Consider the following 26,059-nt stretch of genomic DNA (forward strand, 5'->3'; position numbering starts at 1 on the left):
TAGTGTGCCCGAGTGTTACGCCGCTGTCAGGCGCCGGGGCCGCGTGGATAGCGCTTGAGTTTACTGACCAGCTCAGTGCCCGGAATCGGTCGGTCGAACAGATAGCCCTGGCCGACGTCGCAGCGATGGCGGCGCAGGAACGCCAGTTGCTCGGCGGTCTCGACACCTTCGGCAACTACCTTGAGCTTGAGGTTGTGGGCCATGGCAATTACCGCTGAGGTGATTTCCATGTCGTCCTGGTTGTCGGGGATTTCATGGATGAAACTGCGATCGATCTTGATGATGTCGATCGGAAACTTCTTCAGGTAGCTGAGCGAAGAATAACCGGTGCCGAAGTCGTCCATAGCCAGGGTCAGGCCCAGTTGCTTGAGCTGGTCGAGCTGGCGGTGAGTGTCGTCGGTGGCTTCGAGCAGCAGGCCTTCGGTCAGCTCCAGCTCCAGCAGGTGTGGTGGCAGAGCCTCTTCCTTGAGGATGTTGGCAATCGAGGCGACCAGGTCCGGGTCTGAAAACTGTTTGGGCGACAGGTTGATCGCCACCTGCAGGTTACCCAGCCCTTCAGTACGCAGTTGCTGGCTCATGCGGCAGGCCTGGCGGGCAATCCATTTGCCTATCGGGATAATCAGTCCGGTTTCTTCGGCAACGCTGATGAACTGGTCTGGGCGGATCATGCCCTTGTCGGGATGGTTCCAGCGCAGCAGCGCTTCCAGGCCTAGCAGGCGACCGCTACGCAGACACAGCTTGGGCTGATAGAACACATCCAGTTCGTTCTGGGTCAGGGCGCGACGCAGGTTGTTTTCGACGAACAGCTTGTAGCTGGCTTCGGCATTCAGTGCCTCGGTGAACACTTGAGCCTGATGTTTGCCGTTAGCCTTGGCCTTGTGCAGAGCGAGACCGGCGTTTTTCATCAGCGTCTGCGGGTCACGGCCATGCAGCGGCGCGCAGGCAAGGCCCACGGAGCCAGTGACGTTGATCAGCTGGTTGTCGACGAACAGCGGTTTGTCGAGGGTCTTGAGCAGTTGCTGAGCAATCTGCTGGCCGCCTTTGAGGTCGGTGTCTTCCAGCAACACGGCAAATTCGTTACTGGCAAATCGCGCCAGGCTACCGCCGGCACTGAGGCTGTTGCGCAGCCGGCGGGCCAGGCTGATCAGTAGTTTGTCGCCGGTCTGGTGGCCGAGGCTGTCGTTGATCCGCTTGAAGTTGTCGATGTCCACCAGCAGCAGGCAGATCGGGCTGTCGTTGTCGGAGGCGAAACGTTCATCAAGATTGCGGATGAATGCCGGACGGTTGCCCAGGTTGGTCAGGTTGTCGGTGTAGGCCAGACGCTCAATGCGTTGCTGAGCCAGCTTACTCTGGGTGATGTCTTCGTAGATGCCGATGTAATGGGTCAATTCGCGGTTGTCACCGTAGACCTTGGAAATCGACAACTGGCCCCAGTAGGGTTCGAGGTTCTTGCGGCGGCTCTTGAACTCGCCTTGCCAGCTGTTGCTCATGGCCAGGCTCGACGGCGCGTCGAACAACAGCTCGTTGAGGTTTTCCAGGGCCGGCAGCTCCGACAGTCGATGGCCATGGACCTCGTCAGTGCTGTACTGAGTGATGGCCGTGAAGCTTGGATTGACGTACTCGACCACGCCGTCGCGGTTAACCAGCAAAAAGGCGTTGGCGCTTTGCTCTACTGCACGCTGGAACAGGTACAGGGCGCTGGTGGCAGTGCGGCGATTGTGGTTGTTGATGACCTGAGCGAATTGATCGGCCAGCTCGCCGGCAAAGGCGATTTCGTCCGACTGCCAAGCCCGTGCAGAGCCGGTTTGCTCCAGGCACAGTACGCCGACTACCTGGCCATCGATGCGGATACTGGCATCGAGCATGGCGTTGATATCGCGCGGACGAAGGCTTTCGGCCATTTCCCGAGTGCGTGGGTCGTGGCTGGCATTGTGGGCGTCGATAGCGCGGCTGGTGTGCAGGGCATCGAGGTAGTCGGGAAAGCGGCTGGCGTCGATGGGGTCGGGCAGGCGGTATTCCTGGGTGTTGCGGTAGTAGGCGGAAATCGGCTCCAGGCGCTGTCCTTCCAGGTACCAAATGCTCGCACAGTCGATCTTGTAGATCTCACAAGCACTGCGGGTGATCAGCTCGGCGGCCTCAAGTAGCGAGTTGCTGGCGTTGTAGCGATGGCGGGCCAGGTGCAGGATCAGCTCTTGCTGGGCGCGTACCCGCTCCAGGTGTTCGAGCTGTTCCTGTTGGGCCTGCTGATTGAGTTGCAGGGCGATCTGCAGGCGATTGTTGCGGGTTTCCAGGTCGGCGGCACTGAGGTCCGGGCCATCACCGGGCTGGGTGTCAATCACCATCAGGTAACCGCGCAACAACTGACGGTTGTGCTGCTTGTAGGCTTCGCCCAGTTCCAGCAAGTGCAGCGGTCCTTGTGCGGTGTGCAGGGTGTAACGCACCAGATAATGCGAACGCTGCCCCAACTGCAGTTGGATGGTGTCATGCAGTTTGTAACGAGCCTCGGGCTCCATCAAGCTGGCGTAGGGCGAGCCGACCAGTGCGCAGAGCTCGACTGCAGCCAGGCCGAACTGACGTTCGCAGGCGGGGTCGAGGTACAGCAGGGCCCAGCTGGCTTCATTCAGCCGTTCGAAACGCAACATGCCGAGCCGAGAGGGCACGGGCAGCTGCGTCACGACCTCGGCCACCATACGGCTGGCGGCATCGGGTTGGCTTTTCATGGAGAGCTCGCTTCAAGAAGGCTGTTCGCGAAGATAGCGCAATCTGCTACTCGGCGTTTTGGCAAGGTTGCATGATGCGCTTGAGGCTGACAAGCGATACAGAGTTTCCTGTATTAACTGTGTCGGCATTGTGGCTGGAATCTTAAATAGGGCGGGATTCGGTGGGCGCGGACAAAAAAAGCCCCGCCAAAGTGACGGGGTTGAGGTACGAGCGTGGCAGCTCGAAAAGGGAGCCTGTCTCCCTCGGCAGAGGGAGACAGGGAACAGCATTACAGCAGCATGGTGCGGATGTCGGTCAGCAGGTCGCCCAGGCGCTTGGTGAAGCGCGCAGCGGCTGCACCGTTGATCACGCGGTGATCGTAGGACAGCGACAGCGGCAGCATCAGCTTAGGCTGGAAGGCTTTGCCGTCCCAGACTGGCTGGATGGTGGCCTTGGAAACACCGAGGATCGCCACTTCCGGCGCGTTGACGATCGGCGTGAAGCCGGTGCCGCCAATGTGGCCGAGGCTGGAGATGGTGAAGCAGGCACCTTGCATGTCGTCAGCCGACAGCTTCTTGGTCCGGGCTTTTTCAGCCAGGGCCGCCGCTTCGCCAGCCAGTTGCAGCAGGCTCTTCTGGTCGACGTTCTTGATTACCGGGACCAGCAGGCCATCCGGAGTGTCGACCGCGAAACCGACGTTGACGTACTTCTTGCGGATGATCGCTTTGCCGCTAGGCGCCAGCGAGCTGTTGAAGTCCGGCAGTTCCTTGAGCAGGTGAGCACAGGCCTTGAGCAGCAGTGGCAGTACGGTCAGCTTGACGCCAGCCTTCTCTGCAACCGCTTTCTGAGCAACGCGGAAGGCTTCCAGCTCAGTGATGTCGGCGGAGTCGAACTGGGTAACGTGAGGCACGTTCAGCCAGCTGCGATGCAGGTTGGTAGCACCCATCTGCATCAGACGGGTCATCGGCACTTCTTCGATTTCACCGAAGCGGCTGAAGTCCACTTCCGGAATCGGCGGGATGCCTGCACCACCGGTGGCACCGGCGGCTGGAGCTTCCTTGGCCTTTTGCATCATGGCCTTGACGTAAACCTGCACGTCTTCCTTGAGGATACGACCGTGCGGGCCAGTAGCCGATACAGCACTCAGCTCGACACCGAACTCACGGGCCAACTGACGCACGGCTGGGCCGGCGTGAACTTTGGCACCGTTGGTAGCGGCAGGGGCAGCAGCCGGAGCGGCAGCAGGGGCTGCTGGTGCAGGAGCGGCTGCCGCTGCAGCTTCAGTCTTGGCTGGCGCCGGAGCGGCAGCGGCAGGAGCTGGAGCAGCAGCCGGCGCAGCACCAGCCACTTTCAGCTTGAGGATCAGGTCGCCGGTACCGACTTCGTCGTCCAGCTTGGCAATCACGGCTTCGACCACGCCAGCGGCTGGAGACGGGATCTCCATCGAGGCTTTGTCCGATTCCAGGGTGATCAGCGACTGGTCGGCTTCGACGGTGTCGCCGACTTTAACCAGTACTTCGATGATCTTGGCCTTGCCCGAAGAGCCGATGTCCGGAACGTGGATGTCCTGGACAGCGGCAGCAGCCGGTGCCGCTGCCGGGGCAGGAGCAGCCTCTGCAGCCGGGGCAGCAACAGGCGCCGCCGCAGCTGGAGCAGCAGCCGGAGCCTCAGGTGCAGCAGCTGCACCCTCGACTTCCAGTTCCATCAGTTCGTCGCCTTCTTTCAGGCGGTCGCCCAGCTTGACCTTCAGCGACTTGATCACGCCGGCCTTAGGGGCCGGGATCTCCATGGAGGCCTTGTCGGACTCCAGGGTCAGCAGGCTCTGGTCAGCCTCGATGCGGTCGCCGACTTTGACGAACAGCTCAATGATTTCACCTTCACCGCTGCCGATGTCAGGTACGCGAATGAGTTCGCTCACTTAAAAATACTCCTCAGCAGTCCAGTGGGTTGCGTTTGTCCGGATCGATGCCGAACTTGGTGATGGCTTCAGCCACGACCTTAGGTTCGATATCGCCACGGTCAGCCAAGGCTTCCAGGGCAGCCAGCACGACGAAGTGACGGTCGACTTCGAAGAAGTGACGCAGCTTCTTACGGCTGTCGCTGCGACCGAAACCATCGGTACCCAGGACTTTGTACTCTTTGCTCGGCACCCACTGGCGAATCTGTTCAGCGAACATCTTCATGTAGTCGGTAGAGGCAATGACCGGGCCCTTACGGCCAGCCAGGCACTCTTCGACATAGGTGATCTGTGGCTTCTGACCAGGCTTGAGACGGTTGCTGCGCTCTACGGCCAGGCCGTCGCGACGCAGTTCGTTGAAGCTGGTGACGCTCCAGACGTCGGCACCGACGTTGAATTCTTCACGCAGGATCTTCGCCGCTTCACGCACTTCACGCAGGATGGTGCCGGAGCCCATCAGTTGGACGTGGTGTGCTGCTTCGCGAGTGTCTTCCTCGAGCAGGTACATGCCCTTGATGATGCCTTCCTCGGCGCCGGCTGGGATTGCAGGCTGGGTGTAGGCTTCGTTCATCACGGTGATGTAGTAGAAGACGTCCTGTTGCTCTTCGGTCATCTTCTTCATGCCGTCCTGAATGATCACCGCCAGCTCGTAGCCGTAGGTCGGATCATAGGTGCGGCAGTTCGGGATGGTCGCGGCCAGGATGTGGCTGTGACCGTCTTCGTGCTGCAGGCCTTCACCGTTGAGGGTGGTACGGCCGGCGGTACCGCCGATCAGGAAGCCACGGGTACGGCTGTCGCCAGCGGCCCAGGCCAGGTCACCAATACGCTGGAAGCCGAACATCGAGTAGAAGATGTAGAACGGCAGCATCGGCTGGTTGTGGTTCGAGTACGAAGTACCGGCAGCGATGAAGGAGGACATGGCGCCTGCTTCGTTGATGCCTTCTTCGAGGATCTGACCTTTTTTGTCTTCGCGGTAGAACATCACCTGGTCTTTATCGACTGGCTCGTAGAGCTGGCCGACCGACGAGTAGATGCCCAACTGACGGAACATGCCTTCCATACCGAAGGTACGGGCTTCGTCCGGGATGATCGGGACGATGCGCTGGCCGATTTCCTTGTCCTTGACCAGCTGCGCGAGGATCCGCACGAAGGCCATGGTGGTGGAGATTTCGCGATCGCCGGAACCGTCGAGGATAGCCTTGAGGGTTTCCAGTGGCGGAGTCGGGATGCTGAAGCTCTTGGCCCGACGCTGAGGCACGAAACCGCCCAGAGCGTTGCGGCGCTCGGCCAGGTAACGGGCTTCGGCGCTGCCTTCTTCTGGTTTGAAGAACGGCAGGTTTTCCAGCTCTTCGTCCTTGACCGGGATGTCGAAGCGGTCACGGAAGTGACGCAGGCTGTCGACGTCGACCTTTTTGGTGTTGTGCGCGGTGTTCTTGGCTTCGCCAGCACCGGTACCGTAACCCTTGATGGTCTTGGCCAGAATGACGGTCGGCTGCTCTTTGTGGTTGACCGCCTGGTGGTAGGCTGCATAGACCTTGTACGGGTCGTGGCCACCACGGTTGAGCTTCCAGATCTCGTCGTCGGACAGGTCTTCGACCATGGCCTTGAGTTCTGGGGTGTTGAAGAAGTGCTCACGGACGAACGCGCCGTCCTTGGCCTTGTAGTTCTGGTATTCGCCGTCGATGACTTCGTCCATGCGACGCTGCAGGATACCGTCGACGTCTTTGGCCAGCAGTGGGTCCCAGAAACGGCCCCAGACCACTTTGTTGACGTTCCAGCCACCGCCACGGAACACGCCTTCGAGTTCCTGGATGATCTTGCCGTTGCCGCGAACCGGGCCGTCGAGGCGCTGCAGGTTGCAGTTGATGACGAAGATCAGGTTGTCCAGCTTCTCGCGGCCAGCCAGGGAGATCGCGCCCAGGGATTCCGGCTCGTCACACTCGCCGTCGCCCATGAAACACCAGACTTTCTGCTTGCCTGCAGGGATGTAGCCGCGGCTTTCCAGGTACTTCATGAAGCGTGCCTGGTAGATCGCCTGGATCGGACCCAGACCCATGGATACGGTCGGGAACTGCCAGAAATCAGGCATCAGCCATGGGTGCGGGTAGGACGACAGGCCCTTGCCATCAACTTCCTGACGGAAGTTGTTCATTTGGTCTTCGCTGATGCGACCTTCCATGAAGGCGCGGGCGTAGACGCCAGGCGAGGCGTGGCCCTGGAAGAAGATCAAGTCGCCGCCGTGCTCGTCGGTCGGCGCCTGGAAGAAGTAGTTGAAGCCAATGTCGTACAGGGTGGCACTGGAGGCGAAGCTCGAAATGTGGCCGCCCAGGTCCGAGTCTTTCAGGTTGGTGCGCATCACCATGGCCAGCGCGTTCCAACGGACCAACGAGCGAATGCGGCGTTCCATGAACAGGTCGCCAGGCATGCGTGCTTCGTGGGTAACAGGGATGGTGTTGCGGTATGGCGTGGTGATGGCGTACGGCAGCTGGGAGCCACTACGGGTGGCCAGCTCGCCCATACGGGTCATCAGATAGTGAGCGCGGTCTTCGCCTTCTTTGTCGAGAACCGACTCCAGGGCGTCCAGCCATTCCTGGGTTTCGACGGGATCGAGGTCTTGCATGGCTTGCTCCAGGGCGGAAAGGCTTCCAGAATCGGTTGCCTGAGTTTGCGACTGGCCTTTTGGGCAGACGACATGAAATTCTTGGATTACCGGAGAGTGTACCGGCGTTGTGTAGTTTTACTACAAATGAATCACCATTTCATGCTTTTGAAGTGAAGAAGCAGTAGTAAAACTACACAAAAATGGCTCGTGGCCGCTGTTCAGGTTGTGGGAAAAAACGATACCGGTGGTTAAAAGCAAGTTACGAAAAGGTTTGCTGCGATGGTTTCTGCCAGAGAATCAGGTTTTTCAGCTATTTCTAACTTTTGTATGACAGTCCAACCGTGGCCAGGGTTCTCTTATCCGCTCGCTGCCAATCTTTTCTCGCCGATCAAGGATAGACCATGAGCCTGCCAATGCTTGCCGAACTGCCAGCCACTCTCACGCCATTGGTCAGCCGCAACGAGCAATCGTTTCGTGCGGCAGTGGCCCAAGAGCCTTCATTAACTGTGCAGAGCTGGACAACTGAGCGTTGGGCACAGTTCGCCCGGGTCACGGCAGCCAGTGATTTTGTCCTCGAACAGACGCTGCGCGATCCGGCCATGCTGCTCGATCTGGTCGCCAGCGGTGAATTGGATCGCAGCTTTGCGCCGGGAGAATTGTGTGCGCAGATTGCAAACGCCACCCAGGCAGCCGAGAGCGAAGACGAGTTGGCGCGCAACCTGCGTCGCCAACGCAGTCGCCAGCAGGTGCGCATCATCTGGCGAGACCTGAATCGTCAGGCGGACCTGGTGCAGACCTGTCGCGATTTGTCAGACCTGGCCGATGCGTCTATCGACCAAGCGTACAACTGGCTCTATCCACGCCACTGCCAGCAGTTCGGCACGCCCATTGGTCATCGCAGCGGTCTGCCACAGCACATGGTGGTGTTGGGCATGGGTAAGTTGGGAGCGGTGGAGCTGAACCTGTCATCGGACATCGACCTGATCTTCGCCTTCCCCGAAGGTGGCGAGACCGAAGGGGTCAAACGCTCGCTGGATAATCAGGAGTTCTTCACCCGCCTCGGGCAACGCTTGATCAAGGCTCTGGACCCGATCACGGTCGACGGCTTCGTGTTCCGCGTGGACATGCGTTTGCGTCCTTACGGTTCGGCTGGCGCGCTGGTATTGAGCTTCAATGCCTTGGAGCAGTACTACCAGGATCAAGGTCGTGATTGGGAGCGCTACGCGATGATCAAGGCGCGGGTGGTGGCCGGCGATCAAGTGGCTGGGGCGCAGTTGCTGGATATGTTGCGGCCCTTCGTTTATCGGCGCTATCTGGACTTCTCGGCCATTGAAGCGCTGCGCACCATGAAGCAGCTGATCCAGCAGGAAGTGCGGCGCAAGGGCATGGCCGACAACATCAAGCTGGGGGCCGGTGGTATTCGTGAGGTCGAGTTCATCGCCCAGGCTTTTCAGCTTATTCATGGTGGACGTGACCTGAGCTTGCAGCAGCGCCCCTTGCTCAAGGTCCTTGCGACCCTTGAGGGCCAAGGTTATCTGCCACCTGCGGTGGTGGCTGAGCTGCGCGAGGGGTATGAATTCCTGCGTTATACCGAGCACGCGATCCAGGCCATTGCCGACCGCCAGACGCAGATGTTGCCGGATGATGAGCTGGACCGCGCGCGTATCGCCTTTATGCTCGGCTTCGCCGACTGGGCCAGCTTCCATGCCCAGCTGATGCACTGGCGCGGGCGGATCGACTGGCACTTCCGGCAAGTCATCGCCGATCCTGATGAAGATGAAAACGAAGAGGGCGAAGTCATCGTCGGCGGCGAATGGTTGCCACTGTGGGAAGAGGCTCAGAATGAGGAGGCGGCCTGTCGCCAATTGCAGAATGCCGGTTTCGCCGACCCGGAAAAAGCCCTCAAACAGCTCGCTGGGCTGCGCGCGAGCCCACAATTGCGTGCCATGCAGCGGCTAGGCCGCGAGCGTCTGGACGCCTTCATTCCACGTTTGCTGGCCCAGGCTGTGGAGCATGCAGATCCGGACCTGGTGCTGGAACGGGTATTGCCACTGGTTGAAGCGGTGGCCCGCCGTTCGGCTTATTTGGTGCTCTTGACCGAAAACCCTGGAGCGTTGCGGCGCTTGTTGACCTTGTGCGCAGCAAGCCCATGGATCGCTGAGCAGATCACCCGCTTCCCGTTGCTGCTCGATGAGTTGCTGAATGAAGGTCGTTTGTTCAGCCCACCGCTGGCGCCGGAACTGGCCGCTGAATTGCGCGAGCGTCTGACGCGAATCCCCGAGGACGACCTTGAACAGCAGATGGAAGCGCTGCGCCACTTCAAGTTGGCCCACAGCCTGCGCGTCGCCGCCTCGGAGATTGCCGGCAATTTGCCGCTGATGAAAGTCAGCGATTACCTGACCTGGCTGGCTGAAGCCATTCTCAACCAAGTACTGGCCCTGGCCTGGCGCCAGACTGTAGCTCGTCATGGGCAACCCAAGCGCAGTGATGGCAGCCTATGCGATCCGGGCTTCATCATTATTGGGTATGGCAAGGTAGGGGGCATCGAGCTTGGCCATGGCTCGGACCTTGATCTGGTGTTCATCCATGACGGTGATCCCCAGGCCGAAACCGATGGCGCCAAGCCCATCGACAGCGCCCAGTTCTTTACCCGCCTGGGTCAACGCATCATTCACCTGTTGACCACCCAGACCAACTCCGGGCAACTCTACGACGTCGATATGCGTCTGCGGCCTTCGGGGGCTTCGGGTTTGCTGGTCAGTTCGCTGGGCGCCTTCGAGCGTTATCAGCAGAACGAGGCCTGGACCTGGGAGCATCAGGCACTGGTGCGGGCACGGGTGCTCGCAGGTTGCTCTAAGGTGGGTACGGCGTTCGAGGCGGTGCGGGCACGGATTCTTGGACGGGCGCGTGACTTGCCCAAGCTTCAGGCTGAAGTCAGTGAAATGCGCGCGAAAATGCGCGACAACCTGGGGACTAAGCTCAGTGCGGCCGGTACCGGCGCCAACGCCTATGAGCCTGGCGTGCCCTTCGACATCAAGCAGGATGCCGGTGGTATCGTCGATATCGAATTTATGGTGCAATACGCCGCTTTGGCCTGGTCTCACGACCATCCAGAACTGCTGCGTTGGACCGACAACATCCGCATCCTCGAAGAGCTCGAACAGGCCGGCCTGATGCCCGCCAGTGATGCTGTGCTGCTGCGGGAGGTGTACAAGGCGTTTCGCTCGGCGGCACACCGCCAGGCTCTGCAAAAGCAGGCCGGGGTGATCGATGCTTCGCAGTTTGCGCAGGAGCGTCGTGAAGTGCGGCGGATCTGGGCTGAGTTGGGACTGACCTAAGCGGTTGAACCAGGCGAATCAGGCGGCAGGAAGCCTGCCAGGACCACACTACTGCCCGAGTGGCGTACACTGGTCGTTATATAGCCTGAATATAAAGAGGGGAGGCCAGGCTGTTTGCGGACAGGCTGCAGCCTCCCTGATCGTTTCTGGATAAAGCATGAGAATTTTGATCATTGGCCCGAGCTGGGTGGGCGACATGGTAATGGCGCAAACCCTGTTCCATTGCCTGAAGCAGCAACATCCGGCGTGTGTGATCGACGTGCTGGCCCCTGAGTGGAGCCGGCCGATCCTCGAACGCATGCCTGAAGTTCGCCAGGCCTTGAGCTTTCCGCTCGGCCACGGCGCGCTTGAACTGGCGACCCGTCGACGCATCGGCAAGTCCCTGGCCGGTCAGTATGACCAGGCCATCTTGCTGCCCAATTCGCTGAAATCAGCGTTGGTGCCGTTCTTCGCCGGTGTCCCCAAGCGCACGGGCTGGCGCGGCGAGTTGCGTTTTGGCCTGCTAAACGATGTGCGCAAGCTGGACAAGGCGCGTTACCCGTTGATGATCGAGCGCTTTATGGCCCTGGCCTACCCGGCGAGCGCCGAGCTGCCCAAGCCTTACCCGCGCCCGAGCCTGCAGATCGAGGCCGCCAGCCGTGATGCTGCACTGGCCAAGTTCGGCCTGAGCCTGGACCGTCCGGTGTTGGCGCTGTGCCCGGGAGCTGAGTTCGGCGAAGCCAAGCGCTGGCCTTCGGAGCATTACGCCAAAGTGGCCGAGGCCAAGATCCGTGAGGGTTGGCAAGTCTGGCTGTTCGGCTCAAAGAACGACCATGCGGTGGGCGAGTCGATTCGTGATCGGCTTATTCCTGGTCTGCGCGAAGAGGCTTCTAATCTCAGCGGCGAAACGTCGCTGGCCGAAGCCATTGATCTGCTGTCATGCAGCGATGCGGTAGTGTCCAATGATTCGGGCTTGATGCATGTGGCTGCCGCGCTCAACCGTCCGCTGGTGGCTGTCTATGGTTCGACTTCACCAGGCTTCACCCCGCCGCTGGCCGATCAGGTTGAAGTGGTTCGCCTGGGCTTGGAATGCAGTCCGTGTTTCGACCGCACCTGCCGCTTTGGCCACTACAACTGCCTGCGACAGCTTGAGCCTGAGGCCGTAGAGGCTGCGTTGCAGCGCCTCAATGGCCCAACGCTGATCGATGTCATGGCTGAGGTCGACTAAGTGCGGGTATTGCTGATCAAAACCTCTTCCCTGGGCGATGTGATTCATGCGCTGCCGGCGCTGACCGATGCGGCCCGGGCGATTCCGGGTATCCGCTTCGATTGGGTGGTCGAGGAAGGCTTTGCCGAGATCCCTAGCTGGCATCCGGCCGTGGACAAGGTTATTCCGGTAGCCATCCGCCGCTGGCGCAAGAACCTTTGGCAGACTTTCAAGAGCGGTGAATGGCGCCAGTTCAAGCAGCGTCTGCGGGAAACCCAATATGACCTGGTGATCGACGCCCAGGGCCTGGTCAAATCGGCTTGGCTGACCCGTTACGTCAAGGCTCCGGTGGCCGGGCTCGACCGTTATTCGGCGCGTGAAGGGCTGTCCAGCCGCTTTTATGACCGACGTTTTTCGGTGCAGCGTGGGCAGCACGCTGTAGAACGGGTGCGCCAACTGTTTGCCCTGGCGTTGGGCTACGACCTGCCCGCCGGCCTGGGTGACTACGGCCTGGACCTCAACCGCCTGCAGTTGCCCCCCGCAGCGCCCTTTGTGGTGTTCCTGCATGGCACTACCTGGGCGACCAAACACTGGCCTGAGGCCTACTGGCGGCAGTTGGCCGAACGCCTGGGGCAGCAAGGTCTTGAGGTGCGCCTACCGTGGGGCAACCCGACCGAGCAGGCTCGCGCCGAGCGAATCGCCAAAGGCTTGAACAACTGCCAGGTACTGCCCAAATTGAATCTGGCAGGCGTTGCTCGCGTATTGGCCGCCGCCAAAGCCTGTGTTGCGGTGGATACTGGGCTTGGCCACTTGGCGGCGGCATTGGATGTGCCGACCTTGTCGTTGTTCGGCCCGACCAACCCGGGGCTGACCGGTGCTTACGGCAAGTCTCAGGTACACCTGGCCAGCGACTTTGCCTGCGCGCCATGCCTGCAGAAGAAATGTACTTATAAACCGAGCGCTGATGATCAGCGCCGGTTCGATCTCAAACGCGAGTGGCCACTGTGCTTCACTCGCCTGAATCCCGAGCGTGTGGCGAGCCAATTGCGCGCGTTGCTGCTGGCTGAGGATGTTCGTTAATGCAACTGGCTTTTGTGCTGTACAAATACTTCCCCTTCGGCGGCCTGCAGCGCGACTTCATGCGTATTGCCCTGGAATGCCAGCGCCGTGGCCATCAGATCCGTGTCTACACGTTGATCTGGGAAGGTGATGTACCTGAAGGTTTCGAAGTGCTGGTGGCGCCGGTCAAGGCGCTGTTCAACCATCGGCGCAACGAGAAGCTCAGCGCCTGGATGGAGGCCGATCTGGCCAAGCGCCCAGTCGACCGCTTGATCGGTTTCAACAAGATGCCGGGGCTCGATGTCTACTACGCCGCCGACGGCTGTTTTGAAGACAAGGCGCAGAACCTGCGTAACTCGCTGTATCGGCGCTGGGGCCGCTACCGGCACTTTGCCGAGTATGAGCGGGCAGTGTTTGCCAAGGACGCCAAGACCGAAGTCTTGATGATTTCTGAGGTTCAGCAACCCCTGTTCATCAAGCATTACGGCACGCCACTGGAGCGTTTCCATTTGCTGCCGCCGGGTATCTCCCAAGACCGCCGGGCACCGGCTAATGCCGCCGAGATCCGCGCCCAGTTTCGCCGCGAGTTCGACCTTAAGGACGATCAGCTATTGCTGGTGCAGATCGGTTCCGGGTTCAAGACCAAGGGCGTCGACCGTAGCCTCAAGGCCTTAGCGGCCTTGCCGTCGGCACTGCGCAAGCGTACCCGGCTGATGGTCATCGGTCAGGATGACCCAAAGGTATTCCAGTTGCAGAGCGCGACCCTCGGCTTGACCGACCAGGTGCAGTTCCTCAAGGGCCGCAGTGATATCCCGCGTTTCCTGCTTGGTGCTGACCTGTTGATTCATCCGGCCTACAACGAAAATACCGGCACGGTGTTGCTTGAAGCACTGGTCGCCGGCCTTCCGGTATTGGTCTCGGCGGTCTGCGGCTACGCCCATTACATTGCCGAAGCCGATAGTGGTCTGGTCCTCGATGAGCCGTTCGAGCAGGAGCAGCTCAACCAGTACCTGCAACGCATGCTCGAAGACGGCGCCGCGCGCGGCGCCTGGGCACGCAATGGCTTGGCTTTCGCCGATACTGCCGACCTCTACAGCATGCCTGAGCATGCTGCCGATGTGATTCTGGCCCCGGAGCGTAAATGAAACTGATACTGGCCGAGCCGTTCAAACGCCTATGGGCCGGGCGTGACGCTTTCGATGCCGTGGAGGGCCTGCAGGGTCAGGTGTACCGCGAGCTCGAAGGTCGTCGCACGCTGCGTACCGAAGTCGAGGGGCGTGGCTATTTCGTCAAGATTCACCGCGGCATCGGCTGGGGCGAGATCTTCAAGAACCTGTTCACCGCCAAGCTGCCAGTGCTGGGCGCTGGCCAGGAATGGAAGGCGATCGAACGCCTGCATGAAGTTGGCGTGCCGACCATGACCGCGGTGGCCTATGGCGAGCGCGGCAGCAATCCAGCCGGGCAGCATTCGTTTATCGTTACCGAAGAACTGGCGCCGACCATTAGCCTGGAAGACTTCAGCATCGACTGGGTCAAGCAACCACCGCCAGCGCCTTTGAAACATGCGCTGATTGCCGAAGTGGCGCGCATGACCGGGATGATGCACCGTGCTGGGGTGAATCACCGCGACTGTTACATCTGCCACTTTTTGCTGCACACCGACCGTGAAGTAACGGCCGATGACTTCAAGCTGTCGGTTATTGACCTGCACCGTGCGCAAACCCGGGCGACCATCTCCCGGCGCTGGCGTAACAAGGACCTGGCCGCGCTGTATTTCTCGGCGTTGGACATTGGCCTGACCCCGCGCGACAAACTGCGTTTCTTGCGCGGTTACTTCCAGCAACCGCTGCGCCAGATCCTGGCTGAAGAAGCAGTGTTGCTGCGCTGGCTGGAAGGCAAGGCGCAGAAGCTCTACGAGCGTAAACAACGATACGGGGACGCGCTCTGATGGCGGGATGGACACTGGCGTCTGGATACCAGGCACTGGCGACGGATTTTGGCAGCATCGATGCGGTTTTCGCCCTCAAGGGCGAGCGCCTGACTCACGACCCGCTCAGTGAAGTTATTCGCGTTCAGCGTGACGGGGTCAACTATTACGTCAAGCGTTACACCGGTGCTGGCAAAGGCTTGCGCCGCTATGTGGGGCGCCCGCGGATCAAAGCCGAGTGGCAGAACCTCAAGCAATTCGCCAAGTGGGATATCCCCACTGCCGAAGTGGTTGCCTGGGGCTTGGAGCGTAACGGCCTGGCCTTTGGCCGCGGGGCGATGATCACCCGTGAGTTGCCACGCACCGAAGACCTGTCGTTGCTGGCCGAGCGCAAAGATATACGCCTGACTGATCGTGGCTGGGTTGATCACATCAGCCGTCAGTTGGCCCGCCACACCCGGATCATGCATGATCACCACTTCACCCATAACGATCTGAAGTGGCGCAACCTGCTGGTCGACGACCAGGCCAGGCTATTTTTCATCGATTGCCCGACCGGGGACTTCTGGTGGGGGTTCATGCTGCGCTACCGGATTACCAAGGACCTGGCATGCCTGGACAAAGTGGCCAAGTATCACCTGTCGGCCACTCAGCGCTTGCGCTTCTACCTGCAGTATCGCGGGCGCGAGCGCCTGAATGCCGCAGACAAGCGCCGCATCCGGCATATCGTGACGTTTTTTGAGGGGCGTGAATGACTGATTTCCTCGCCAGTGCGGAGTTGGCACTGCTTGAGCGCCATGGCCTGAACGGTTTCGACCAGCTTTGGGCGCTGCAGCTTGATGCGGTGGATGAGCCCAATACCGGGCGTGGTGGCTGGAGCAGCGTCTACCGCCTGGAGCTGGAGGGCAAAGGCTACTACCTCAAGCGACAGAGCGACTACCTGACCCGCACCTTGCACCGGCCATTCGGTGAGCCGACCTTTGCCCGTGAGTTTCGTAATATAAACCGTTACCAGAAGCTGGGGATTCCGGCGCTGCAGGCGGTTTTTTACGCCGAGCGCAAAGTCGACGGCGAACGTCGGGCGATTCTGCTGACTCGCGCCCTGGACGACTGGAGCGATTTGGACGGCCTGCTTGGGCGATGGCCGACATTGAGCATTGGCCAGCGCCAGGAGATCCTGCGTGCCTGCGGCCTGTTGGCGCGTACGCTGCATGCTGCCGGCCAGGTGCATGGGTGTTTCTACCCCAAGCACATCTTTCTGCGGGAGCGGGGTGAGGGTTGGCTGGCACAACTGATCGACCTGGAAAAAACCCGACCCCTGCTGCTGGGCATGCGAGATCGACTCAAGGACCTGGAGCCGTTGTTGCGTCGTGCCTTGGTCTGGAGCGAAGCTGAAGTACGTGTGATGCTGTCTGCCTATCTGGAACAGCCTGCCGACAGCCCGTTGGTCGATACCTGGCTGCAGCGCCTGACGCGCCGCCGCCGTGAGAAAGAGGCTCGCTGATGCGTTTGTCCGAACTCAAAGATGCCGGGCGACACCCGGATCTGCCCCTGACTATCAGCCTGGCCGACGCCGCTGGCGATGCCGATCTGCAACTGCTCAGCCTGCTACGGGTGCTCCCAGGGCAGCGTTATGTGGGGGCCGGTATCTGGCGCGGTACGCCGGTGCTGGCAAAGCTGCTGGTGGGTAACAGTGCTTCCCGGCACTTCCAGCGCGAACTCGAAGGGGCGCGTCTGCTGGCCGCACAAGGGTTGACCACGCCATTGTTGCTCGCCGATGGCTTGCGCGAAGGTGAGGGTGGCTGGTTGCTGTTCGAATACCTCGAGGGCGCTCAGAGCCTTGCGGATGCCTGGGCAGCAGTCGAAGCGTTACCGCCACTGGCCGATGAACAGCAACGAGTGCTCGGTGAAGCACTGGCCGCCGTTGGACATATGCACACCAAGGGCTTGTGGCAGGAAGACCTGCACCTGGACAACCTGCTGCGTCACAACGGCCAGCTGTACCTGATTGATGGCGCCGGGATCAAGGCTGAAACGCTGGGCAAGCCACTGTCGCGCCCACAAGTGCTGCAGAACCTTGGCGTCCTGTTCGCGCAACTGCCCAAGCGCCTGGAACCATTCATTGAAGAGCTGCTGGTGCATTACTTGCTGGCCAACGGCGAGCATGCCCTGCCACTGGAAGCGTTGCAGAAGCAGATCGACAAGGTGCGCAGCTGGCGCCTGAAGGATTACCTGGAGAAGGCCGGGCGTGAGTGCACGTTGTTCAGCGTCGAGCGTGGGCCCTCCGGCTTACGCTCGATTCGTCGCGCCGAAGTGCCAGCCTTGCTGCCGGTCCTGGAGCAGGCCGACATATTGATCGACCAGGGCCACCTGTATAAAACCGGTGGTGCCGCCAGTGTTGCGCGGATTGATGTAGACGGGCGGCCACTGGTGCTCAAACGCTATAACATCAAGAACACCGCACATTGGTTCAAACGCTTCTGGCGCCCAAGCCGGGCCTGGCATTCGTGGATTGAAGGGCACCGCCTGGAGTTTCTCGGCATTGCCACACCGCGACCCTTAGCGGTGTTGGAGCATCGGCTCATGGGCCTGCGCAGTCGTGCTTACCTGGTGACCGAGTACGCCGATGGGCCGGACCTGATCGAATGCTTCGCTCCTTACATTGATAGCGGCGAAGTGCCTGAGGCGCAGCTTCAGGCCTTGCAGGCATTGCTCAAACAACTGATTCACGAGCGCATCAGCCATGGCGACATGAAGGGCCACAACCTGTTCTGGCAGGATGGTCAGTGGTCACTGATCGATCTCGACGCCATGTGCCAGCATGCTACCCAACTCAGCTTCGCCCCGGCCTTTGCCCGCGACCGCGCGCGGTTGTTGCGTAACTGGCCGAGTAGCAGTGCCCTTCATCAGCGCCTGGATCAGGTGCTGCCCCGTATCTCGGAGTAACGTGCAGGCATCGCCAGCCAGTCGCTGCTGCGACCGGCCTGGCGCACCCTGATGCGCCATTGGCCTTCATGCCAGCGTAGCACCGCCCATGCGGCGACCATGGCGCGCTGAGCGTGGGCAATGATCAGGTGGTAGTGATTATCGAGCAGGTGTCTGCGTAGGGGGAGCTGTTTCCCGGCGGTCAGGAAGTACAACTGGCCGTCGTCCTCATATACACCGTGGCCACCATCGACGGGCTGCCCCTCAAGCAGGTCTACCAAGCGACAGTCATCGAGCAGACGTTCCAGGTCGGGCAGGCCTTCGTACCAGAGCACGGGTGAATCGATAACCCAGTCGCCATCTTCACGGCGTTTGAGCGGGAGTTGAAGGTAAGCATCCGGTTGGTCGGGATCGATCGCGCGCCAACGCTGGCCATCGAAGCTGACTTTGTAGAAGCGGCCATGGTTATCCTGGACGAAGTACTGTGATATCCCTTCGAATGCCGACGCCTTTTCGTACACCCCTTCGCCATAGATGCCATCGATTCGGTAGCGCAGTGTGCTGGTCTCGGTGCTGACCTGATAGCGACTGGGCATTGGCAATGGTGGCCGCTTGGGTGTGCTGCGTAGGGCTCGACGCATGAAGCCTGACCCTACGTAGCTGGTCGCTGCATCATTGGCGTGGCTAAGTGCGTTGTAGGCGTGTCTTAGCACACCCTCCCAGTCTTCGCGGTTGTAGGCGTCGAGGCCATCCCAGACATCAATGGCCAAGCGGCCAATGGACAACGGCACCATGGCGCGATTGGGCAGTACCAGGCTGATCAGGTCGATGATCAGCCAAGCGCTGTCCATGACCGATTGGGCATTGACCTCGGTGGTCGTTCGACTGCTTGCGTTGGCGATAGCCAACAAACTGCGTACTTCCGCCATGTAGTAGGCGAAGAAAAGTTCGCCGGCGATGGCGGGTCTGGTGAAGTGCGGTCCGAGTCGCCCCTTGGTCAATAATTGCTCTATAGCGCCTGGTTTGAGCAGGGGGAGGCGCTGGGTAACGTACTGGCGCAGGCTCGGACTGCTGCGCAGAGCACGCAGCAGCTCTCGAACGCTGCCGAATTCGCGCCAGGCTCGCCTGTCTGGTGCGTCAGGGGTGTAAAGAACAAACGAGGGGATACTTTGCTCTTGAGCGTTGATCAGGAGTACGCCCTGTAACGTATGTCCTTTGATCAGTAACTGCCGAACCTGAATCCGGTGGCCCTCTACTGGTGGGCGGTAGTCATTGTCAGGATAGTCCAGCACCGTGCTAACCCAGCGGTAACCGCGCTCCAGCCGGTCCTCGGCGAAATGACGGGCATAGCGGGCTTTGGCTGCTTCGGCACGCATTCGTGCACGGTTGATGCCGGCATGCGCCTGTAATCGCCATCGGCCTGCACGGGACTCGATCAACTGGGTATAGAGGAACTCAGCGTAGCTGCCACCGACGTTCAGATCACGGATAAGCGCTTTCACGTAGTCGGGAGAGAGCTCGGCGGGAATCGCCTCTCCTTGCGCATGAGAAACTCTCGCCGTCAGCCAGTAGTCGAAATCGAACCACGGCAGGTTGTGTAAGGCCAGTATGTCCAACGGGAAGCTCTGGGTGACCCTCTGCACCAATTCGTCGCCAACGCGCACTGTACCTTGCCAGGTGACGTAACTTGATGGGTTCAGTGGGTTCAGGTGGGGCCCGGTCTGCAGCCCGTGGGTGATGTTGACCCTCACCTGTTCAGGGTCAAGCACTACATTCAGATCGTTTCGGATACGTGTTTGCAGACGCTCCCGAGTCCAAGCCAGCACGTTATGTTGCTGTTGAAACTGGGAGAGGTTGAGGATGCCGGGGGCGGTCGCTCTTTCCGTGGCCAGTACCAGTTGTTGCATGGTCTGCATGATGTGGCTGAGCCCTTGGCGGGTGGTGTTGCGCAGCCATGAAGGCAAGTGCTTCTCCAGAAGCAATGAATAGCGGGTCTTCAGCGCAGCCTTAGCGCCAATGTCTTCCTTCAGGCTTATTGCGTTGTTGAGGCGGTCCATGAGCTGGCCGTGCTGGCCTTCAAGCCAAGCGCTGTTCAGGCGCTGTCGCTGGGTGTCGAGGAGGCGCTCGATCTGTTCTTCGAGCAGATCATAGGCGAACCAGTCATAGCGCAGCCGCTCGGCATGACGTCCATGTTCGGCATCTTCTTCGTTGTTCAGCAGGTGGAGCAAGGGTTTGCTTTGCAGTGGATCGTCCAGGCGTTCGCACAGTTCGGTGTGCAGCTCAGCGAGCGAGGTATAGGTCTCGATGCCATGGGACAAGCTGCACAGCAGCGCCTGGCCGTCTGTGTCTCTCGGCTCTAACAGGCTGCCTTCTGGGGCATTGACAGTGATGACCAGCGCGCCATGCAAGTAGCTGCGCCAGTTCGGTCGGCTGCTCTCCAGCAGCGGCCGATAAATCTGTGGGCGTTGCTGCTGTGGCAGATGCCGCCGTTGCCAGGAGTGTGGCAATTCCAGGCAGGTACGCATCTGCCTGGCATGATCGACATCGAGGGTTTGGTCGGCAATACGCAGGTCGACTTCAGCGAAGAGTTGTTCGCGGTGCAGTGTCAGCAACTGCTGCTTGCGCGTTGTACCATCAGGGCCGGGGTCCGACCAGAAACCCGCCAGTGCGCCATGCAGGCGTTGGCGCGCCTGATGGCTGCCGTCCACAGACTGCTCCGCTCTGGGGAGGTCTTTGAGCAGGTCTGTGATCTGCTGATCCAGGGTTTCGATACGTTCAAGGGGGGTCATGGTCCAGCTCCTGCAGAAAAAGGAGCTGGCCATGCTAGGGCCGCGCTGGAGCGCTTAGTCGGTACACTGTTATGTCACTGTTGCTCTGGGCTTCAACAGTCCACGTAGGCCCAGCACGGCGGGGATACCCAGCCCCAGCCAGGCCAGCGCATCCCACCAGCCATCACCAAGGAGGGCGGCGAACAGCCCAGCCGCCCCCAGCAGGCTGATCAGCAACGGCCAGGCGAAGACCTTGCGGGTGGATTGTGAGCGGTGGCTCATGCTGCCACCTCCTGCACCCGAGTGCGTCGCTGTTTGCCCCACCACAGGTACAGGCCGCTGCCTAGTACAATAATGGTCAGCACATCGAGCACAGCCCAGAGGATCTGCATCGGCCGGCCACCGTAGTCACCGAAGTGCAGCGGCTGTGACAACCCCATCGCATCCATGTACCAAGGCCGCTCGCCGACAGCGGTTACCGCCAGTGTCGTCGCATCGATCAGTACCGGTGTCAGCAAGTGTGCGGTCAGGTGTGTTCCACCTTTCATGAACACTGCGTAATGATGCTCGCTGGAAAAGCGGGTGCCGGGGAAGGCAATGAAGTCCGGCACCATGCCGGGTGCCGCTTCGGCTGCGATATCCAGCACCCGGCTGACGGGGGCAAGTTCGGTCAATGGTGGAGCATCGCGGTAAGGCGCGACCATGGCGCTCAAGCTATCGTTGCGCCAGGCGGCGATGACCAGGTCCGAGAGGGCGCTGATCACTCCGGTCACGCCAACCACCAGGGCCCAGGTCAAGGTGACGATACCGATCAGGTTGTGCAGATCGAGCCAGCGCAAACGTCGTGATTTCTCATGGCGCACCGTGGCGAACTTCAGGCGGCGCATGAACGGTGCATAAAGCACTACGCCGGAGATGATCGCCACGACAAACAGCAAACCCATGAAGGCCAGCAGCAACTTGCCGGGCAAGCCGGCAAACATGTCCACGTGCAGGCGCAGCATGGTCATCATGAAACCACCGTTGGCCGAGGGCATTTCCACCGCTTCGCCGGTGCGGCCATCGAGCATGAAGGTGTGCGATGAGTTCGGCTCCGTCCCAGCGGTCGCAGCCATGATCGCTATCACCCCGTTGCTGTCGTCCTCATCCCAGCCGAAGTACTGCATGACCTCGCCCGGGCGGTGCGCTTGGGCCTTGAGGACCAACTGCTGCAAGTCCAGTTTCGGTGTGTCGGCAGGCATCTCCTTCAGTTCCGGTGCATCGCCGAGCAAGTGGTCGATCTCGTGGTGAAAGATCAGCGGCAAGCCGGTCACTGCCAGCATCAGCAGGAACAGGGTAGAGATCAGGCTGGTCCAGGTGTGGACGAAGGACCAGCGGCGTATGGTCTGGCTTTTCATTAGTTGCCTTAGAACTTGTAGTTCACGCTGGCAACCACGTTGCGCTCGTCACCGTAGTAGCACCAGTAACCGTCGCAGTTGGCCAGGTAGTCTTTGTCGAACAGGTTTTTGGCTTCGACTGCTACTGTCAGGCCCTTGAGGGTGTTGATCTTGCGACCCAGGTCGTAATGCACCGAGGCATCGTAGACGGTGTAGGAGCCAACGTGGCCAAGATCGGTGTTGGTCGTGTTGCCATAGGTGTCGCCGACGTAGCGCACGCCGCCGCCGATACCGAAACCGTCCAGCACGCCGAGATTCCAGGTGTAGTCCGCCCACAGGGTGGCTTGGTTGCGCGGAATCAGGGCCATGCGATTGCCTTCTTCGTTGGCCGCTCCCTTGAGGATTTCGGTGTCGGTGTAGCTGTAGGAGCCGATCAGCTTGAGGTTGTCGGTGACTTGAGTCGTGGCTTCCAGCTCGAGGCCGCGTACCTGTAGCTCGCCTACCTGACGGGTGAGGTTGCCTTCAGCTACCTTCACGTTTTCCTGGCGCAGATCGTAGACCGCAGCGGTGTACAGGTTCTTGCTGCCCACCGGCTGGTACTTCACGCCCACTTCATATTGGCGTCCTTCGGTCGGCTTGAACGACTGTGTGGCGTTGACTGCTGCACCCGTGGTCGGTTGGAACGACTCGGTGTAGGAGAAATAGGGAGTTATGCCGTTGTCGAATACATAGCTCAGGCCGACGTTACCGGTGAAGGCCTTGTCGCGCTCTGTGCTGGTGGCGTCACCCTGGTTTTCAAACGTAGTGCCGGTGTGCACCCAGTCTTCGCGACCACCGAGAGTCAGGCGCCAGTTGTCCAGAGCGATCTGGTCCTGCACATAAAAACCGGTCTGGTAGGTCTTCTGCGCATAGTCGTACATGGTGAAGTAGTCGACCTTGGAGAAGTCCTGGCCGTAGGGCGGCTTGATCACATTACCGGGCGGCACGCTGGCGGGCAGACCGTACAACCACTCGTAGTTGGTGTTCGAGCGTTGGTGATCAAGGCCGATCAACAGGGTGTGGATCAATTCTCCGGTCTGGAAGTCGGCCTGGAAGTTGTTGTCCACGGCGAACTGGCTGATGTCTTCGTTGACGATGCCGGTTTCACGCGGGACGGTGCCGTCAGGTTGGACGGTACCGAGATTGTTGGTCGCCACGTTGACGCCCTGGAACGACAGATCGCTCTTGGTATAGCGAAGGTTCTGGCGGAACTGCCAGACATCGTTGATTCGGTGCTCGAATGCATAGCCCAGCGCGTAGTAGGTGCGATCGTAGAACTCCCAGTCCGGATCACCCAGGTTCTTATGATGGGAAATATCACCGGCCGGTGAGTCCAGCTTGGTGCCTTGTAGCGGCAGGAACTGCCCGGAGATACCGGTATCGTCGCGGGTGTACTGGGTAATGAAGGTCAGTTTGGTGTCTTCATCCATGTTCCAGGTCAGGCTGGGCGCAATGTTGTAGCGCTTGTCTGGAACATGGTCGGTCGGCGAGCTGCTGTCGCGAACGACGCCGCTGACGCGGTAGAGGAACTGGCCCTCGTCATCAATCTTGCCGGTACTGTCGAAGTTGATCTGGCGATGGTTGTTGCTGCCGAGCTGGGTTTCGATCTCGTGAGCACTTTGTTCCTGTGGGCGACGGCTGACCATGTCGAGCATACCGCCTGGAGGCGTCTGGCCGTAGACCGACGAAGCCGGGCCGCGCAGTACGGCAATACGCTCAAGGTTCCAAGGTTCAACCTTCGGGTTGGCGAACGAGCCCTTGGGCAGCGGTAGGCCATCGAGGAACTGGGTCGGGTCGAAACCGCGCACTCGCAGCCAGTCGGCGCGAGGGTCGGAGGCGTAGCCGCTGCTTTGTACGCCAGCGGTGTAGCGCAGGGCGTCGTTGAGGTTGAGGACCTGGCGGTCATCCAGCTGCTCGCGGGTGATGACGGACATCGAGCGCGGAATTTCGACAATTGGCGTATCGGTCTTGGTGCCGGCAGCCGTACGGGTAGCCGTGAAACCGGTGGCCGGGCCCCAGGCGCTTTCAAAGTCGCCGGTGGCGTTGATGCTGGTTTCCGGCAGGGCCAGTGTGCCTTCGGGGGTTGCCACCAGGGTATAGGTGCCCGCGCTGCTCTGTTGCAGTTGCAGGCCGGTGCCACGCAGGGCGGCCTGCAGAGCGCCGACGCCACTGTATTGGCCAGTGACCGCTGCCGAAGTACGGCCGCTGGCCAGGTTTGGGTCGAGGGTCAGGGCGATGCCAGCTTGGCTGGCGATCTGATTCAGCGTGTTCGACAGTGGCGCGGCAGGCAGGTTGTAGCTGCGCATGGCGGACTGCTCAGCGGCGATCAACGGACTGCTTGCCAGCGGCGCGGACAGGGCAATGGCCATGGCCAGCAAACTGGGACGCAGGAAGGTTTTAAACGCACGGGTCATGCAGCGGCTCCTCGACGGATAAGTGCTAACTAGCTTCCTTGCCGAGTGAGTTTGGAAAAGTGATAGGGCTTAGTGAAAATAATTTAGATTTTGATTGCAGTCCCTGCGGCAGGCGCGGCTAATCGCCGGCAAGGCCAGCTCCCACAAGGTATTGGTTGGTTCTGTGGGCGTCGGCATGGCTGTCGATAGGTCTTAAGGATTAATCGCGGCGTGCCACCACCGTCACCCACCACGGGGTGTTCTGTTCGAGCTGCACGGGCAGGGTGGGTAGCAACGAGGTGAGGGCCAAGTCGGTATCGTTTAGAGGGAAACTGCCGGTAATGCGCAAGTTGGCCACCTCCGGTGCAACCCCCAAGTAGCCGCTGCGATAACGGCTAAGCTCGTCGACCAAGTCGGCAAGACGCACGTTGTCGACCACTAGCATCCCGCGAGTCCAGGCATCGGCACCGGAGCGCAGGCCGTTAATCTGGCCGAGCTGATTCTGGCTCATCAGCACTTGCTGGCCTTCATGCAGGATCTGTTCGTCGCCACTGTCTTGGGGCTTGGCGGCTACGGCTGACTGCAACACGCTCAGGCGCGTGCCCTGGTCTTCCAGTTTGACCAAAAAGCGTGTGCCCAACGCGCGCATGCGCCCGTCTTCGGTGGCGACGACAAAAGGACGGTCATCCTTGTGGCCAGTCTCGATGGAGATTTCACCTTCGTGCAGGACGATCAGACGTTGCTCCTCATCGAAGCGGATATCCACCGCCGAATGGGTGTTGAGGCTGATCAGTGTGCCATCGGTCAGGCGCAGGCTGCGCTGTTCACCCGTGGCGGTACGTTGATCGGCCAGCCAGTAGCCTACCGATTGATAGGCACTGGCCCAGCTCAGCAGTCCCACCACCAACGCCAGGCTGGCAACCCCACTGCCGAGTTTGCGTACGCGTTGGCGCAGGTCGGCGCGCGATTGCAGCAAGGCCTGGCGCGCTGGGCCGGCTGCGGCGCTGAAGCGCTGGTCGAGCATGCCCAGTTGCGTCCAGGCCCGGGCGTGCTCTTCACTGGCGGCATGCCAGCGGTCGAATTCGGCGCGCTCGTCAGCGCTGCCGCTGCCTGAGTCCAGGCACAGTTGCCAGGCGATTGCAGCATCAAGGACGCGGGTGCTAACCGGTTTGCTATTCATGTCGGCTCGCCATACAGGGCGATGTAGCACTGGCGCATGCCTTGGGTCAGGTACTGACGCACTCTGGAAACGGATACACCCAGGCGTTCGGCGATTTGCGCATGGTTCAGACCGTCCAGGCGATTGTAGAGGAAGGCCGCGCGGGCCTTGCTCGACAACTTGCCTAACAGCAGATCAATGGCCTTGAGGTCTTCGAGAATCAGGTGTTGTTCTTCCGGGGAGGGTTGTTCGGCTTCAGGGATCAACATTAGCTCGGCCAAATAGGCCTGCTCCAGTGCCGTGCGGCGGAAGTGATCGAACAACAGGCCTCTGGCGATGGCCAGGAGAAACGCTCGAGGTTCACGCGGTGCGGGCAACTGATCGCGACCGAGCAGGCGCACGAAGGTGTCCTGGCTCAGGTCTTCGGCACGCTCGGCGCAGGCAATATTACGCCGTAGCCAGCCGAGCAGCCAGCTGCGATGGTCGCGGTAGAGCGTACCGACCAGCTCACTGTGTGGGCTTTGTACGGACGACAAGGCGTTCCCCGAAAAAGATGCGTTAACTAACGAGAATTATTCGCGATTGTTGCAGAATCTGCTCGTGGAACGCAATTGACGCTCATCGGATCGG

General features: G+C 60.4%; 17 protein-coding genes. 8 read left to right on the plus strand and 9 right to left on the minus strand.

Annotation, left to right across the window (positions count from 1 at the left end; genetic code table 11):
* Window positions 1-26 precede the first annotated feature (26 nt).
* From CX511_RS02560 to aceE, 3 genes are all read right to left on the minus strand, one after another.
* The gene (locus tag CX511_RS02560; protein WP_045180679.1) at window positions 27-2,720 is read right to left on the minus strand and encodes a putative bifunctional diguanylate cyclase/phosphodiesterase; all 2,694 of its coding nucleotides are present in this window, start codon (window positions 2,718-2,720) and stop codon (window positions 27-29) included.
* 269 nt (window positions 2,721-2,989) lie between these two features.
* Complete coding sequence (gene aceF, locus CX511_RS02565; protein WP_045180676.1) at window positions 2,990-4,618, minus strand: dihydrolipoyllysine-residue acetyltransferase; 1,629 nt, start codon at window positions 4,616-4,618, stop codon at window positions 2,990-2,992.
* A gap of 13 nt (window positions 4,619-4,631) precedes the next feature.
* A complete protein-coding gene (gene aceE, locus CX511_RS02570; RefSeq protein ID WP_045180674.1) occupies window positions 4,632-7,277 on the minus strand; it encodes a pyruvate dehydrogenase (acetyl-transferring), homodimeric type in 2,646 nt (881 codons plus the stop codon).
* Window positions 7,278-7,660: 383 nt separating this feature from the next.
* Here aceE and glnE point away from each other — a divergent pair, with 383 nt between their 5' ends.
* From glnE to CX511_RS02610, 8 genes are all read left to right on the plus strand, one after another.
* On the plus strand, window positions 7,661-10,597 hold the full coding sequence (gene glnE, locus CX511_RS02575) for a bifunctional [glutamate--ammonia ligase]-adenylyl-L-tyrosine phosphorylase/[glutamate--ammonia-ligase] adenylyltransferase (RefSeq protein WP_101293383.1): 2,937 nt from the start codon (window positions 7,661-7,663) through the stop codon (window positions 10,595-10,597).
* A 157-nt stretch (window positions 10,598-10,754) separates the two neighbouring features.
* On the plus strand, window positions 10,755-11,804 hold the full coding sequence (gene waaF, locus CX511_RS02580; protein WP_101293382.1) for a lipopolysaccharide heptosyltransferase II: 1,050 nt from the start codon (window positions 10,755-10,757) through the stop codon (window positions 11,802-11,804).
* Complete coding sequence (waaC, locus tag CX511_RS02585; RefSeq protein WP_045180666.1) at window positions 11,805-12,863, plus strand: lipopolysaccharide heptosyltransferase I; 1,059 nt, start codon at window positions 11,805-11,807, stop codon at window positions 12,861-12,863.
* On the plus strand, window positions 12,863-13,987 hold the full coding sequence (locus tag CX511_RS02590) for a glycosyltransferase family 4 protein (protein WP_045180663.1): 1,125 nt from the start codon (window positions 12,863-12,865) through the stop codon (window positions 13,985-13,987). The genes waaC and CX511_RS02590 overlap by 1 nt, the downstream gene beginning before the upstream one ends.
* Window positions 13,984-14,790, plus strand: a complete 807-nt coding sequence (rfaP, locus tag CX511_RS02595) for a lipopolysaccharide core heptose(I) kinase RfaP (RefSeq protein ID WP_045180660.1) — start codon at window positions 13,984-13,986, stop codon at window positions 14,788-14,790. Before CX511_RS02590 ends, rfaP begins: the two co-directional genes overlap by 4 nt.
* Window positions 14,790-15,524 (plus strand): lipopolysaccharide kinase InaA family protein, encoded by a 735-nt coding sequence (locus tag CX511_RS02600; RefSeq protein WP_045180657.1) that lies wholly within the window; start codon window positions 14,790-14,792, stop codon window positions 15,522-15,524. Before rfaP ends, CX511_RS02600 begins: the two co-directional genes overlap by 1 nt.
* Window positions 15,521-16,273 (plus strand): lipopolysaccharide kinase InaA family protein, encoded by a 753-nt coding sequence (locus tag CX511_RS02605; protein WP_045180655.1) that lies wholly within the window; start codon window positions 15,521-15,523, stop codon window positions 16,271-16,273. Before CX511_RS02600 ends, CX511_RS02605 begins: the two co-directional genes overlap by 4 nt.
* Entirely contained in the window at window positions 16,273-17,715 is a 1,443-nt protein-coding gene (locus CX511_RS02610; RefSeq protein WP_101293381.1) for a lipopolysaccharide kinase InaA family protein, read from the plus strand. The genes CX511_RS02605 and CX511_RS02610 overlap by 1 nt, the downstream gene beginning before the upstream one ends.
* Here CX511_RS02610 and CX511_RS02615 read toward each other — a convergent pair.
* From CX511_RS02615 to CX511_RS02640, 6 genes are all read right to left on the minus strand, one after another.
* Window positions 17,688-20,483, minus strand: coding sequence for a dermonecrotic toxin domain-containing protein (locus tag CX511_RS02615; RefSeq protein ID WP_101293380.1), 2,796 nt, complete (start codon window positions 20,481-20,483; stop codon window positions 17,688-17,690). The two genes, CX511_RS02610 and CX511_RS02615, sit on opposite strands and share 28 nt — an antisense overlap.
* A 69-nt stretch (window positions 20,484-20,552) precedes the next feature.
* The gene (locus CX511_RS02620) at window positions 20,553-20,744 is read right to left on the minus strand and encodes a hypothetical protein (protein WP_045180647.1); all 192 of its coding nucleotides are present in this window, start codon (window positions 20,742-20,744) and stop codon (window positions 20,553-20,555) included.
* A complete protein-coding gene (locus CX511_RS02625) occupies window positions 20,741-21,859 on the minus strand; it encodes a PepSY-associated TM helix domain-containing protein (protein WP_045180644.1) in 1,119 nt (372 codons plus the stop codon). The genes CX511_RS02620 and CX511_RS02625 overlap by 4 nt, the downstream gene beginning before the upstream one ends.
* 8 nt (window positions 21,860-21,867) lie before the next feature.
* Complete coding sequence (locus tag CX511_RS02630) at window positions 21,868-24,291, minus strand: TonB-dependent siderophore receptor (protein WP_045180641.1); 2,424 nt, start codon at window positions 24,289-24,291, stop codon at window positions 21,868-21,870.
* Window positions 24,292-24,490: 199 nt separating this feature from the next.
* Window positions 24,491-25,450 (minus strand): FecR domain-containing protein, encoded by a 960-nt coding sequence (locus tag CX511_RS02635; RefSeq protein WP_045180637.1) that lies wholly within the window; start codon window positions 25,448-25,450, stop codon window positions 24,491-24,493.
* Window positions 25,447-25,965 (minus strand): RNA polymerase sigma factor, encoded by a 519-nt coding sequence (locus CX511_RS02640; protein WP_045180634.1) that lies wholly within the window; start codon window positions 25,963-25,965, stop codon window positions 25,447-25,449. The genes CX511_RS02635 and CX511_RS02640 overlap by 4 nt, the downstream gene beginning before the upstream one ends.
* Window positions 25,966-26,059: the final 94 nt, after the last annotated feature.

Source organism: Pseudomonas sp. S06B 330 (assembly GCF_002845275.2).
Classification (GTDB): Bacteria; Pseudomonadota; Gammaproteobacteria; order Pseudomonadales; family Pseudomonadaceae; genus Aquipseudomonas.

Excerpts from the sequence above, each read along its gene's own strand:
- waaF (WP_101293382.1), top strand. The coding sequence starts at position 10,755 with ATGAGAATTTTGATCATTGGCCCGAGCTGGGTGGGCGACATGGTAATG.
- glnE (WP_101293383.1), top strand. The coding sequence starts at position 7,661 with ATGAGCCTGCCAATGCTTGCCGAACTGCCAGCCACTCTCACGCCATTG.
- CX511_RS02615 (WP_101293380.1), bottom strand. The coding sequence starts at position 20,483 with ATGACCCCCCTTGAACGTATCGAAACCCTGGATCAGCAGATCACAGAC.
- CX511_RS02630 (WP_045180641.1), bottom strand. The coding sequence starts at position 24,291 with ATGACCCGTGCGTTTAAAACCTTCCTGCGTCCCAGTTTGCTGGCCATG.
- CX511_RS02635 (WP_045180637.1), bottom strand. The coding sequence starts at position 25,450 with ATGAATAGCAAACCGGTTAGCACCCGCGTCCTTGATGCTGCAATCGCC.
- CX511_RS02620 (WP_045180647.1), bottom strand. The coding sequence starts at position 20,744 with ATGAGCCACCGCTCACAATCCACCCGCAAGGTCTTCGCCTGGCCGTTG.
- aceE (WP_045180674.1), bottom strand. The coding sequence starts at position 7,277 with ATGCAAGACCTCGATCCCGTCGAAACCCAGGAATGGCTGGACGCCCTG.
- CX511_RS02590 (WP_045180663.1), top strand. The coding sequence starts at position 12,863 with ATGCAACTGGCTTTTGTGCTGTACAAATACTTCCCCTTCGGCGGCCTG.
- CX511_RS02605 (WP_045180655.1), top strand. The coding sequence starts at position 15,521 with ATGACTGATTTCCTCGCCAGTGCGGAGTTGGCACTGCTTGAGCGCCAT.
- CX511_RS02625 (WP_045180644.1), bottom strand. The coding sequence starts at position 21,859 with ATGAAAAGCCAGACCATACGCCGCTGGTCCTTCGTCCACACCTGGACC.
- CX511_RS02600 (WP_045180657.1), top strand. The coding sequence starts at position 14,790 with ATGGCGGGATGGACACTGGCGTCTGGATACCAGGCACTGGCGACGGAT.
- rfaP (WP_045180660.1), top strand. The coding sequence starts at position 13,984 with ATGAAACTGATACTGGCCGAGCCGTTCAAACGCCTATGGGCCGGGCGT.
- CX511_RS02560 (WP_045180679.1), bottom strand. The coding sequence starts at position 2,720 with ATGAAAAGCCAACCCGATGCCGCCAGCCGTATGGTGGCCGAGGTCGTG.
- CX511_RS02610 (WP_101293381.1), top strand. The coding sequence starts at position 16,273 with ATGCGTTTGTCCGAACTCAAAGATGCCGGGCGACACCCGGATCTGCCC.